The organism is Comamonas sp. AG1104, from assembly GCF_003350425.1.
Classification (GTDB): domain Bacteria; phylum Pseudomonadota; class Gammaproteobacteria; order Burkholderiales; family Burkholderiaceae_C; genus Comamonas; species Comamonas testosteroni.
Genome location: NZ_QQAS01000002.1, coordinates 218,109 through 229,353 on the forward strand (window position 1 = coordinate 218,109; position 11,245 = coordinate 229,353).

The 11,245-nt window shown below is 61.3% G+C and carries 12 protein-coding genes; 8 read left to right on the plus strand and 4 right to left on the minus strand.

Annotation, left to right across the window (positions count from 1 at the left end; translation table 11 throughout):
* The first annotated feature begins 89 nt into the window (after positions 1-89).
* Positions 90-941: a lysophospholipid acyltransferase family protein gene (locus tag DFO48_RS05595; protein ID WP_114862813.1), complete on the plus strand. Its 852-nt coding sequence runs from the start codon at positions 90-92 to the stop codon at positions 939-941.
* Positions 938-1,819 carry a lysophospholipid acyltransferase family protein gene (locus tag DFO48_RS05600; RefSeq protein ID WP_003058749.1) on the plus strand — a complete coding sequence of 294 codons (882 nt, stop codon included), beginning with the start codon at positions 938-940 and terminating at the stop codon, positions 1,817-1,819. Before DFO48_RS05595 ends, DFO48_RS05600 begins: the two co-directional genes overlap by 4 nt.
* A gap of 52 nt (positions 1,820-1,871) precedes the next feature.
* Here the strand turns inward: DFO48_RS05600 and DFO48_RS05605 are convergent, their stop codons facing one another.
* Together DFO48_RS05605 and yihA are read right to left on the minus strand one after the other, a co-directional pair.
* Complete coding sequence (locus tag DFO48_RS05605) at positions 1,872-2,789, minus strand: alpha/beta fold hydrolase (RefSeq protein WP_114862814.1); 918 nt, start codon at positions 2,787-2,789, stop codon at positions 1,872-1,874.
* A 44-nt stretch (positions 2,790-2,833) separates the two neighbouring features.
* Positions 2,834-3,604 (minus strand): ribosome biogenesis GTP-binding protein YihA/YsxC, encoded by a 771-nt coding sequence (yihA, locus tag DFO48_RS05610; RefSeq protein WP_042437473.1) that lies wholly within the window; start codon positions 3,602-3,604, stop codon positions 2,834-2,836.
* Positions 3,605-3,681: 77 nt separating this feature from the next.
* Between yihA and DFO48_RS05615 the strand changes: the two genes are divergently transcribed.
* From DFO48_RS05615 to DFO48_RS05635, 5 genes are all read left to right on the plus strand, one after another.
* Positions 3,682-4,305 (plus strand): c-type cytochrome, encoded by a 624-nt coding sequence (locus tag DFO48_RS05615; protein WP_114862815.1) that lies wholly within the window; start codon positions 3,682-3,684, stop codon positions 4,303-4,305.
* Between the two features lie 130 nt (positions 4,306-4,435).
* On the plus strand, positions 4,436-6,613 hold the full coding sequence (locus DFO48_RS05620) for a cytochrome c biogenesis protein ResB (RefSeq protein ID WP_034348280.1): 2,178 nt from the start codon (positions 4,436-4,438) through the stop codon (positions 6,611-6,613).
* Positions 6,610-7,944 carry a c-type cytochrome biogenesis protein CcsB gene (gene ccsB, locus DFO48_RS05625; protein WP_003058739.1) on the plus strand — a complete coding sequence of 445 codons (1,335 nt, stop codon included), beginning with the start codon at positions 6,610-6,612 and terminating at the stop codon, positions 7,942-7,944. The genes DFO48_RS05620 and ccsB overlap by 4 nt, the downstream gene beginning before the upstream one ends.
* 195 nt (positions 7,945-8,139) lie before the next feature.
* The gene (msrP, locus tag DFO48_RS05630; RefSeq protein WP_003074158.1) at positions 8,140-9,132 is read left to right on the plus strand and encodes a protein-methionine-sulfoxide reductase catalytic subunit MsrP; all 993 of its coding nucleotides are present in this window, start codon (positions 8,140-8,142) and stop codon (positions 9,130-9,132) included.
* A complete protein-coding gene (locus DFO48_RS05635; protein ID WP_114862816.1) occupies positions 9,132-9,764 on the plus strand; it encodes a sulfite oxidase heme-binding subunit YedZ in 633 nt (210 codons plus the stop codon). Before msrP ends, DFO48_RS05635 begins: the two co-directional genes overlap by 1 nt.
* On the opposite strand, the gene DFO48_RS05640 is transcribed toward DFO48_RS05635, so the two are convergent.
* Positions 9,728-10,555 carry an MBL fold metallo-hydrolase gene (locus DFO48_RS05640; RefSeq protein WP_114862817.1) on the minus strand — a complete coding sequence of 276 codons (828 nt, stop codon included), beginning with the start codon at positions 10,553-10,555 and terminating at the stop codon, positions 9,728-9,730. The two genes, DFO48_RS05635 and DFO48_RS05640, sit on opposite strands and share 37 nt — an antisense overlap.
* A 74-nt stretch (positions 10,556-10,629) precedes the next feature.
* On the minus strand, positions 10,630-10,884 hold the full coding sequence (locus DFO48_RS05645; RefSeq protein WP_003074151.1) for a lipoprotein: 255 nt from the start codon (positions 10,882-10,884) through the stop codon (positions 10,630-10,632).
* 12 nt (positions 10,885-10,896) lie between these two features.
* Here DFO48_RS05645 and cyaY point away from each other — a divergent pair, with 12 nt between their 5' ends.
* Positions 10,897-11,238 (plus strand): iron donor protein CyaY, encoded by a 342-nt coding sequence (cyaY, locus tag DFO48_RS05650; RefSeq protein ID WP_003061987.1) that lies wholly within the window; start codon positions 10,897-10,899, stop codon positions 11,236-11,238.
* The last annotated feature ends 7 nt before the right edge of the window (positions 11,239-11,245 follow it).

Consider the following 11,245-nt stretch of genomic DNA (forward strand, 5'->3'; position numbering starts at 1 on the left):
CGAGCTTCGAAGTCTGGCGAACGCTTTAGCAGTTTTGTTTTTACGTCGCCCTGCAAGTTGCTCTTTAACTCAGCGACCCCGCTATTCTAATGCCTTCCCTGTTTCGACTGTTTGCTGCACTGCCTTTATGGCTATTGCATGGCCTTGGCGCTGCCATGGGTTGGATGACCTGGGCGCTATCTCCCACCTATCGGCGCCGATTTACAGCCAATGCCGCGCAGGCCGGCTATGCATTTGCCCAGGTCAGGTCAGCGGTGGGGCATGCGGGGCGCATGGTGTTCGAGATGCCGCGCATCTGGCTGGGCCAGTTGCCGGACTGCGACATCGTCAATGGCGAATGCGCCGAACAGGCATATGCCAAGGGCAAGGGTATCGTCTTTCTTACGCCCCACCTGGGTTGCTTCGAGATGTCGGTGCAGGCCGCAGCGCGGCGCTGGTCGGATCGGCATGGCGCAATCACCGTGCTCTACCGCCCCGCACGCCAGGGCTGGCTGGCCGAAATTCTGGAAACCGCGCGCAATCGTCCTGGCGTTCAGGCCGTTCCCACCACCCTGGCGGGCGTGCGTCAGATGATCAAGGCGCTTCGTCAGGGCGCGGCCGTGGGGTTGCTGCCCGATCAGGTGCCGCCCAATGGTCTGGGCATCTGGTCGCCTTTTTTCGGTCGCGATGCGTATACGATGACATTGGCGGCACGCCTGGTGCTGCAGACCGGGGCCACGGTGATCGTGGCCCGGTGCGAGCGCAAGTCCTGGGGGCGGGGCTACACGCTGTATCTAGAGGAATTGCCTGTGCCCGAATCTCAAGCGCTGGAAGCCACCGTGGCGCTTATCAATCACGCCATGGAAACCACCATTCGCCAGTCTCCGCAGCAATATCTGTGGGGCTACGGCCGCTACAAGCAGCCACGTGAAGACAAGCAACTCTCTGGGGAGAAGGCATGAGCGCCAGCAAAATTGCCATTGCCGGCATGCATGTGCTGGCCAAGCTGCCGCTGCCCGTGCTGCGTGGCCTGGGCAAGTTTGTGGGGCGTGTGCTGTTTGTGGTGGCGGGCCAGCGCCGACGCATCGCGCTGCGCAATTTCGAGCTGTGCTTTCCCGATGTACCTGTGGCGCAGCGCAAAGCCTGGGCGAAAGAGTCTTTTGAGGTCTTTTGCCAGACTTTTCTCGACAGAAGCTGGCTGTGGTTCGGCTCCGAGGACCTGGTGCGCAGCCGTGTCAAGCTGGTCGGGGCCACGCATGAGCTGGAGGGCGATACGCCGACCATCGTCTTCGCGCCGCATTTCTACAGCATGGATGCCGGTGGACTGGCCCTGCCGCTCAATACCGAGCGCGAGTTCACCTCCATCTTTGCCACCAATCCCGATCCGGACCTGGATGCCTGGTTCATGAATGGCCGCCAGCGCTTCGGCAATGTGAAGATGCTCAACCGGGCCGATGGCGTCAAACCCATCATCCAGTGCCTGCGCAAGGGCGGGCTGCTGTATCTGCTGCCCGATATGGACTATGGCAAGAACGATTCGGTGTTTGTGCCCTTTTTTGCAGTGCAGAACACGGCGACGATTCCCTCGCTTTCGCGCTTTGCGCGCCTGGGCAAGGCCAAGGTGGTGGCGCTCTACAACCGCATGACGCCTGAGGGCTATGTGGCCGAGCTGACGCCGGCCTGGGAGAACTTCCCGACTGACGACCATGTGGCCGACACCGCCCGCATGAATCGCGAGCTGCAGGCCGCCATCATGACCATGGTTCCGCAGTATTACTGGGTGCACAAGCGCTTCAAGACGCGTCCCGATGGCGAGCCATCGCTGTATTCCAAAGACTAAACATCAAAGCGGCTTGAAAGCCCAGGTGGAAAGAAGCCGGCTGCTTTCTTGTTCAGGAGCGACCTGGCGTCAGAAGAAACTCGGTCAGGGCGCGCTTTACGGCCTCGGGCCTCTCATGGACCACCCAGTGGCTGCAGCCTTGGAGATGCTCTATCTCCAGCTGCGGCACCCAATGCTCCAGCCCATGCAGCAAAGCGGGTTGCAGTGCCAGGTCGCTGTCCCCCCAGAGAATGCGCACCGGCACAGGGATGTGCAGCATCTCATCGGGCAGGCTGAGCTCGCGAATGTCCTGCAGCTCATCGGCGCTACCGCCGGGTCGGGGCGGCACCAGCGGGCTGGCAGCGTAGAACATGCAGGCGCCGTGTACGCCCAGATTCCAATGCTCGCGGTATTGCTGCTGACGCTCGGGCGTCAGCCATGCGGGCGTGCTGCCGTCGGGGTTCTGAAAGAATCCCAGCATGCGCTGCCAGCCGTTTTCGGCCAGCAGCTCGGGCGCATCGGGCCGGCGCAGAAAATGCATGTACTGGCTGGCGGACTGCTGCACGGGGTTGGACTGAAGTTCGCGCAAGAAGCTGCCGGGATGCGGGGAGTTGAGTATGAGCAGCCGTTCAAGCTGCAGGGGGTAGCGGTTGGCCAGGCCCCAGGCCACGGCGCCGCCCCAGTCATGGGCAATCACGCAGGCAGCACGCTTGGCAGGGCTTTCCAGCGCAATCAGGGCGGCAAGATCCTCCACCAGGTATTTGGCACGGTAGTCGCTGATGGCCGTGGGCTGGCTGGAGCGGCCATAGCCGCGCAGGTTGGGCGCCACGCAGCGATAGTGGCCGCCAAACTGCTCAAGCAGCCCATCCCAGATGAAGGCTCCTTCGGGAAAGCCGTGCAGAAACAGCAACAGGGGCTGACCCGGCTGGCCGCTGGTGCGGCATTCCAGTTCAACCCCTGTGGACAGGGTATGCATGCAAGTCGTGACCATGAAGCTCTCCTTTTTGTAGCTCCTGGCGCTTGCAAGATAAGCGCCTATGGCTGATTTTGTGCAGGTGTCTCGTCCGCGGGCGTCGCTTGGGTGACGGGAGCAGCCTGGGGCATTCCCGCCTGGGGCAAACCTGCCTGGGGCAATCCCTCGGGGTGGCACCAGTGCCACAGCAGTTGGGCCACATCGTCCACCCCCTGCTTTTTGAGGGCGGAGAACAGACGCACCTCACCACCGCCCGCATTGAGCTTGGTGATGGACAGGATCTTGGCCTGCTCGGCGCGGGTCAGCTTGTCGGCCTTGGTCAGCACGATGAGAAACTTCAGACCTTGCTCCACGCGCGGACGGATAGCGTCCAGCAGGGCTTCGTCAAGCTCGGTCAGGCCAAGGCGCGGGTCGCACAGCAGCACCACGGCGGACAGGCTTTCACGGCTCATCAGATAGTTGAGCATGACGCGCTGCCAGCGCTCCTTGTCGGTGCGGGAGACGGCCGCGTAGCCATAGCCGGGCAAGTCGGCCAGCACAGCATCGGTCACGCCCTGCTTGCCCAGTGCAAACAGGTTGATGTGCTGGGTGCGGCCGGGCTTCTTGGAGGCGAAAGCCAGCTGCTTTTGCTGGGTCAGCGTATTGATGGCGGTGGATTTGCCGGCGTTGGAGCGGCCGACGAAGGCAATCTCGGGAACGTCGACTTTGGGCAACTGGTTGAGCTGGGCCGCGGTCGTGAAAAAACGTGCGGTGTGCATCCAGCCCATCGCAAGCTTGCTGTCGATCAAAGAAAGTGTTTTTCCGGCAGTGGTATCCGGGGAAGCATGGGTCATGACGGTAACTATTTCAGGGAGGCCCATTGTAGAATTTGACGGATTCGCGCTCTCAACAATAGACCCAGCCCCTTGATATGAAGTTGCTTGCCTCTTTGCTGACTGCTGCCATTTTCGCAGCACCTGCCTTCCCCGCATTTTCGGCGGGAGAAACACCTGTGAAGGCGGATGCTGCCAAAGGGCAAGCCAGTTATGGGGCGGTTTGCGCCGCCTGTCATGCCGCAGACGGCAATTCCACCATTCCCCTGCAGCCCAAGCTGGCAGGCCAGCACCCCGAGTATCTGGTCAAGCAGCTGCGCGAGTTCAAGGATGGCAAGCGCAACGACCCGGTGATGAAGGGCTTTGCCTCCACGCTCAGCGATGGTGACATGCAGAACATTGCGGCCTGGCTGCATACCCAGGCACCCAAGAGCGGCTTCTCCAAGGACAAGGACTCCATCGCCCTGGGCGAGCGCATTTACCGCGGCGGCATCCAGGAGCGCCAGATTGCCGCCTGCGCGGGCTGCCACAGCCCCAACGGCTCCGGCATCCCGGCCCAGTACCCGCGTCTGTCGGGGCAGCATGCGGATTACACCGTGAAGTCGTTGACGGACTTCCGCGACGGCAAGCGCAGCAATAGCATTCCCATGGCCCAGGTTGCTGCCAAGCTTAATGATCGCGAAATCAAGGCCGTGGCAGACTATATAGCTGGCTTGCGTTAAAAATCCTTTTTACCAGATGCGCGGGTGACTTCGGGAACTTTCAGGCATCTGGCACCCCCCAAGTCAGGCGGGCCCATCGGCTAGTTCAGCAGATGGCCCGCCTTTTTGCGTTCGGCTCTATCTCATCCTCATGTCAGACCTTCCACTTCGCGATCGTGACTCCTCTCGCTCACAGGCAGTGCGCGCGACTCTGGAGTTGCTGGCCTCCATGCGCTTTGCGATTTCACTGCTCACGGTGATCTGCATCGCATCGGTCATCGGCACGGTGCTCAAGCAACATGAACCGCTGGTCAACTATGTCAACCAGTTCGGCCCCTTCTGGGCGCAGCTGTTTCTGGCGCTGAAGCTCAATGCGGTCTACAGCGCCTGGTGGTTTTTGCTGATTCTGGCCTTCCTGGTCATCAGCACCTCGCTGTGCGTGAGCCGCCATGCCCCCAAATATCTGGCCGACATCCGCAACTACAAGGAAAACCTCCGCGAACAAAGCCTCAAGGCTTTCCACCATCGCGCCGAGGCCGATGTGGCGGGCAGCACCGAGGAGGCGGCCAAGCGCATCGGCCAGCAACTTGCCTCTGGCGGCTGGAAGGTCAAGATGCAGCAGCGTGACACGGCGGCCGGGCCCGGTACCGGTTGGATGCTGGCAGCCAAGGCCGGTGCGGCCAACAAGCTGGGCTATATCGCCGCGCACTGTGCGATCGTACTGATCTGTATCGGCGGGCTGTTTGACGGCGACCTCATCGTGCGGGCCCAGATGCTGCTGGGCGGCAAAACGCCTTATACCGGCGGCGGCATGATCTCGGATGTGGCACCAGAGCATCGTCTGTCGATCAAGAATCCGACCTTCCGAGGCAACCTCATGGTGTCCGAGGGGACGCAGTCCGGCACTGCCATCCTGAATCAATCGGATGGCATCTTGCTGCAAGATCTGCCATTTTCGGTGGAACTCAAGAAGTTCATCGTGGAGTACTACTCCACCGGCATGCCCAAGCTGTTTGCCAGCGATATTGTCATCCACGACCGCGCCACGGGTGAGAAGCTGGAAAAGCGCGTGGAAGTGAACCATCCGGCCAGCTACAAGGGCATCGAGATCTATCAGAGCAGCTTCGATGACGGCGGCTCCAGCGTCAAGCTCCATGCCGTGCCCATGGATGGCGTCTCCCAACCCTTCGACGTGGAGGGCGTGATCGGCAACTCCACCGAGTTTGTGCGCAAGCTGGCCGATGGGCAGCAGGACAAGGTGACGCTGGAGTACACGGCGCTGCGCACCATCAATGTGGAGAACTTCGGCGGCCAGGACAAGGGCGCAGGCACCGATGTGCGCAAGGTCGATCTGAGGCAGGCCATCGACGAGCGCCTGGGCGCGGCCCACAAGACCACGGACAAAAAGGATTTGCGCAATATCGGCCCCAGCGTGGGCTACAAGCTGCGCGATGCCTCGGGTCAGGCGCGCGAGTTCCAGAACTACATGCTGCCCGTGGACACGGGCGAGGGCCAGCCCGTCTTCCTGCTTGGAGTGCGTGAGAACCAGGCTGACCAGATGCGCTATCTGCGCGTGCCTGCCGATCCTGAAGGCACGATGAACACCTTCATGCAGCTGCGCCAGGCCATGCAGAACAAGGCCCAGGCCGAGAAGGCGGCGCGTGCCTATGTGCAGCGGGCGGTTGATGTCTCCAAGCCCGAGCTGGCCGAGCCGCTGACGCAGTCCGCTCTCAAGGCGCTGGAGCTGTTTGCCGGTCAGGACAGCAAGCTCAAGGGTCCCGATGGCCGCCAGCTCGGTGGTCTGCAGGCGATATCGGACTTCATGGACAGCAATGTGCCCGAGGCCGAGCGCGAGCGCGCTGGCGAGGTGCTGGTGCGGATTCTCAACGGCGTTCTGTTCGAGCTGGCCCAGCAGGTGCGCCAGCAGGCAGGACTCAAGCCTTTCGACAACGACGAGAAGACCCAGGCCTTCATGACGCAATCGGTGTTCTCGCTCAGCGACGCGCAGTTCTATCCGGCACCCGTTGTCTTCATGCTGCAGGACTTCAAGCAGGTGCAGGCCAGCGTGTTCCAGGTGGCGCGAGCTCCCGGTAAAAACATTGTTTACCTGGGTTGCCTCTTCCTGATCATCGGCGTTTTTGCCATGCTGTACGTGCGTGACCGCCGCATCTGGATCTGGCTGACCCCCGCGAATGGCGGCAGCCATGCGAACATGGCCTTGTCCACCAACCGCAAGACCATGGATGGCGACCGCGAGTTCGCCATGCTGGCTGACAAGCTGATCGGGGCCAAGCCCTTACAAAAGAAGACTCCCGGAGGTTCTGTATGAACACCGCAACCACGACATTGACTTTGAACGAAGGCTATTTCGCCCGCCGCAACTGGTTTGACTGGTTGTTCGCGGTCGTGGTGGCCGTGGGCCTGGGCTATGCGCTGCAGCGCTATGCCGCCTACATGGATGTGTATGAGAAGGGCATTTTGCTGGCGACCATCCCGGCCATGATCTGGATGGGCTGGTTCTGGCGCCCGCTGGCAGTGCTGATGCTGACCGTGGCCGGCTTCTCGCTGATGGCCATCGGCCTGTACCAGGGAGGAGATGGCGGCGAACTGGCACGGTCGGAGACCGTCTTCGGGCTGAAGTACTTCCTCTCCAGCCAGTCCGCCATCCTGTGGATGAGCATGGTGTTCTTCATCAGCACGGCTTTCTACTGGATAGGCGTGTTCGCCAAGGGCGAGCGCTCGGTCATGTCGCTGCTGGGCTCGCGCCTGGCCTGGCTGGCCGTCGCCATGGCGCTGATCGGCACCATGGTGCGCTGGTACGAAAGCTATCTGCTGGGCCCGGACATCGGCCATATCCCCGTCAGCAATCTCTACGAAGTGTTCGTCATGTTCTGCTGGATGACGGCCATCTTCTATCTGTACTACGAGCAGCATTACGACACGCGTGCCCTGGGTGGCTTTGTGATGCTGGTGGTCAGCGCGGCCGTGGGCTTTCTGCTCTGGTACACGCTGGTACGCCAGGCCCATGAGATTCAGCCCTTGGTGCCAGCCCTCAAGAGCTGGTGGATGAAGCTGCATGTGCCCGCCAACTTCATCGGCTACGGCACGTTTGCGCTGTCGGCCATGGTGGCGTTTGCCTATCTGATCAAGCAGCAGGCCACCGAGACCAAGTGGTACAAACTTGCGCCGCTGTGGCTGCTGGGCGTGGTGCTGTGCTTCGAGCCCATCGTCTTTCGCAAGGGCGCGACCGAGAACGGCGGCAGCTACTGGATGGTGTATTTCGGCATCTCGGCCCTGATCGTGGCCGGCATCCTGCTCTCGCGCAAGCGCATTGCGGCCCGTCTGCCCTCGTTCGAGATTCTGGACGACGTGATGTACAAGGCCATCGCCGTGGGCTTTGCCTTCTTCACCATCGCCACCGTGCTCGGTGCTCTGTGGGCGGCCGAGGCCTGGGGCGGCTACTGGAGCTGGGACCCCAAGGAAACCTGGGCGCTGATCGTCTGGCTCAACTATGCGGCCTGGCTGCATATGCGCCTGATGAAGGGCCTGCGCGGCACGGTGTCTGCCTGGTGGGCGCTGGCGGGTCTGGCCGTCACCACCTTTGCCTTCCTGGGCGTGAACATGTTTCTGTCGGGCCTGCACAGCTACGGCGAGCTGTAGGCCTCGCATCAGGCACTCCAAAAAAACAGGAGCTGCTTGCGCTGACTGAATAAGGATTTCAGATTGAAAACAGTCTGAAATCTTTGATCATCAAGCGCAAGCAGCTCCTTTTTTATTAAGAAATTCGGAGGAACTTTGCTGACGCAGAGGGCTTCCAAATCGCACTAATCTTGATCGTCGTTTGGGAGCATTCCTATGCTGATACGTCACCGCAACCAAGGCTTTGAACATCCACTGGGCAGCGAGATCACGCCTCAGACCCAATACCTGCAGCGCCGGGATTTTCTGCAGACCCTGGCCATGGGCGCTGCGGGCGCCACCTTGGCAGGCTGGGCCGGCCGCGATGCATGGGCGGCGACCGAACGCGGCGGCCTGCCGCCCCTCAAGGGCCAGCCCAGCAAGCTTGCCGGAGCGATGACGGTGGAGGCCGCCACGGCCTACAAGGACGCCACGGGCTACAACAATTTCTACGAGTTCGGTCTGGACAAGGACGACCCGGCGCGTCATGCCGGCACGCTCAAGACCCGGCCCTGGACGGTGCGTATCGAAGGCCTGGTGCAGAAGCCCCAGACCCTGGACATCGACAGCCTGCTCAAGCTCGCGCCCATGGAAGAGCGCATCTACCGCCTGCGCTGCGTGGAAGGCTGGTCCATGGTCATCCCCTGGGTCGGCTATTCGCTGTCCGAACTGCTGAGGAAAGTGCAGCCGCTGTCCGGCGCCAAGTATGTGGAATTCGTCACCCTGGCCGACAAGGCCCAGATGCCAGGACTCAGAAGCGGCGTGCTGGACTGGCCCTATACCGAAGGCCTGAGACTGGATGAAGCCATGCACCCGTTGACGCTGCTGGCCTTCGGCATGTACGGCGAGGTCCTGCCCAACCAGAATGGTGCGCCGCTGCGCCTGGTCGTGCCCTGGAAATATGGTTTCAAGAGCGCCAAGTCGCTGGTGGCAATCCGCCTGACCGACAAGGAGCCCGGCACGGCCTGGAACAAGGCGGCACGCAACGAGTACGGCTTTTATTCGAATGTGAATCCCGAGGTCGATCATCCGCGCTGGAGCCAGGCCACCGAGCGGCGCATCGGTGAGGGCGGGCTGTTCGCCAAGCGCCGCAAGACTCTGCTGTTCAACGGCTATGGCGATCAGGTGGCGTCGCTGTATGCGGGCATGGACCTGAAGAAGTTCTACTGATGCAGGCCTGGTTGCTCAAGCCCTGGGCCAAGCCGCTGGTCTTCACGCTGTGTCTGCTGCCTTGCGCATGGCTGCTCTATGCGGCGTTTACCGATGCGCTGGGGGCCAATCCGGCTGAAGCCCTGCTGCGCAGCACGGGCGACTGGACTCTGCGTTTTCTCTGCATCGTTCTGGCGGTGACGCCGCTGCGCCAGATCAGCGGCTGGAATCTGCTGGTGCGTTACCGGCGCATGCTGGGTCTGTATGTGTTCTTCTACGCCTGTCTGCACCTGCTTTGCTATGCCTGGTTCGACATGGGGCTGGACTGGGGCGATATCGTGGCCGATATCCCCAAGCGCCCGTTCATCTTGGTGGGTTTCAGCACCTGGCTGCTGCTGCTGGTGCTGGCGGTCACCTCGCCAAAGTTCATGCTCAGGGCCCTGGGCGGCAAGCGCTGGCAGTGGCTGCACCGCGCGGTCTATGTGGCGGCGCCACTGGCCTTGCTGCATTTTTTCTGGATGCGCGCCGGCAAGAACAATTTTGCCGAGGTGGCCGTCTATGCGGCCATTCTCGGAGCCTTGCTGGGCTGGCGAGTGCTGCGTGCACTCAGAGGAAATCAACCGGCCACAGCGCGCAGCGGCGGACGTATCTGACGCGAAACCGGGTCGATCTCTGCTGAAGGAAGCTGGTAGGCGTGCTGGTCGAAGAGGTCGATGCCGCATTGCAGGCCTTCGAGCCAGTTGAACAGGTCGGCAATCGCCTGCTTGCCCATGATGGGGGCGCCATGCTGGGGCACGATCATGTCTATGGATAGCTGGCGCGCCATCCGTACCCACAGCCGCAGAATCTTGTTGGAGACCATGTAGCGGCGGTGAAAGCCTTCCATGCGTGCAATATGCGGTCCGAGGTCGGTGACGGGCTTCTGGGCTTCTGCGCCGGTGGTCAGGGAGACGCCCAGGTCGCCCGTGAACAGAATCTTGCTGATCGGGTCGTAGAAGTGGAAGTTGCCCTCTGCATGCAGGAAATGCGCCGGCAGCAGCACCAGCTCGGTATTGCCCAAGGGCAGGCGCCCACCCGAGTCAGGTACGCCAATGACGCGGTTTTCCGTCTTGCCCACTTTGGTAAAGTGCGGTGCAAAGCGTTCCCAGATGCGCGAGATGACCAGTTGTGCGCGGGTGCTGCTCATCCAGCGATCCAGCGAGGCGATGATGTCCGGGTCGGCATGCGAGGCAATCAGATAGGCGAGCTTCTGCGGAGGGAAATGCCGCGACATGCCCATGAACAGCTCATTGAAAGCCAGGTTGCCACCGGGATCAATGATGGCACCCGTGCCGTGGTCCACAATCAGGAACTGGTTGGCCTGAATGGCCTGGCCGTCCTCCTCGATGAGGTCGGTGAACATCAGACAGATGTGGTTTTTGTCGCGATAGAGCTCAATGGACATGGCAGTTTGTCAAAGGACAAGATGCCATCACTCTAGAGAGTAAGTCCGGGCTCCATGTTGACGTGCATCAAGCCTCAGGGCTTGGGCTTGGCATCGGTCTGGGGTATCTCGTCCGCCTCTGTCGGCATGGCTTTCGTTGCGGGTGTTGCCGCGCTGGAAGGCTTGGTGGAAATGCCCAGTGTTTCAGGCAGCGTGGCGCGACCCTGCGCCGCAGGATCTGTAGGCAGATAGAGCGGGCCTTTTTGCCCGCAGGCGGAAAGTGCTGCCAGGGACGCCGCACAAGCCGCAAGGGCAATGCTCCTGACTAAAATTTGGTTGGCTTTCAACATGGGCAAATTGTAATGACTGACCTTGAATATCTGGACCGCGCCGACCAACTTCTGCTGGCTGTGGAGCAATGCTGTGATCGCATCAATGACGAAACCGATGCCGACCTTGATGCCCAGCGCGTGGGCGGCATGGTGACATTGGTGTTTGCCAATCGCAGCCAGATTGTCATCAACCAGCAAAAGCCCCTGCATGAAATCTGGCTGGCGGCCAAGGCTGGCGGCTTTCACTATCGCTTTGACGAAGACAAGAAGGTCTGGCTGGACACCAAGGGTGCTGGCGAGTTCTTTGCCAATCTGACGCAATATGCGAGCGAGCAGTCGGGCATGGCTCTGGAGTTCAAGGCTCTGGCCTGAGCATTCG

Coding starts and splice junctions, on each gene's coding strand:
- DFO48_RS05595 (WP_114862813.1), top strand. CDS start 90: ATGCCTTCCCTGTTTCGACTGTTTGCTGCACTGCCTTTATGGCTATTG.
- DFO48_RS05600 (WP_003058749.1), top strand. CDS start 938: ATGAGCGCCAGCAAAATTGCCATTGCCGGCATGCATGTGCTGGCCAAG.
- DFO48_RS05605 (WP_114862814.1), bottom strand. CDS start 2,789: ATGGTCACGACTTGCATGCATACCCTGTCCACAGGGGTTGAACTGGAA.
- yihA (WP_042437473.1), bottom strand. CDS start 3,604: ATGACCCATGCTTCCCCGGATACCACTGCCGGAAAAACACTTTCTTTG.
- DFO48_RS05615 (WP_114862815.1), top strand. CDS start 3,682: ATGAAGTTGCTTGCCTCTTTGCTGACTGCTGCCATTTTCGCAGCACCT.
- DFO48_RS05620 (WP_034348280.1), top strand. CDS start 4,436: ATGTCAGACCTTCCACTTCGCGATCGTGACTCCTCTCGCTCACAGGCA.
- ccsB (WP_003058739.1), top strand. CDS start 6,610: ATGAACACCGCAACCACGACATTGACTTTGAACGAAGGCTATTTCGCC.
- msrP (WP_003074158.1), top strand. CDS start 8,140: ATGCTGATACGTCACCGCAACCAAGGCTTTGAACATCCACTGGGCAGC.
- DFO48_RS05635 (WP_114862816.1), top strand. CDS start 9,132: ATGCAGGCCTGGTTGCTCAAGCCCTGGGCCAAGCCGCTGGTCTTCACG.
- DFO48_RS05640 (WP_114862817.1), bottom strand. CDS start 10,555: ATGTCCATTGAGCTCTATCGCGACAAAAACCACATCTGTCTGATGTTC.
- DFO48_RS05645 (WP_003074151.1), bottom strand. CDS start 10,884: ATGTTGAAAGCCAACCAAATTTTAGTCAGGAGCATTGCCCTTGCGGCT.
- cyaY (WP_003061987.1), top strand. CDS start 10,897: ATGACTGACCTTGAATATCTGGACCGCGCCGACCAACTTCTGCTGGCT.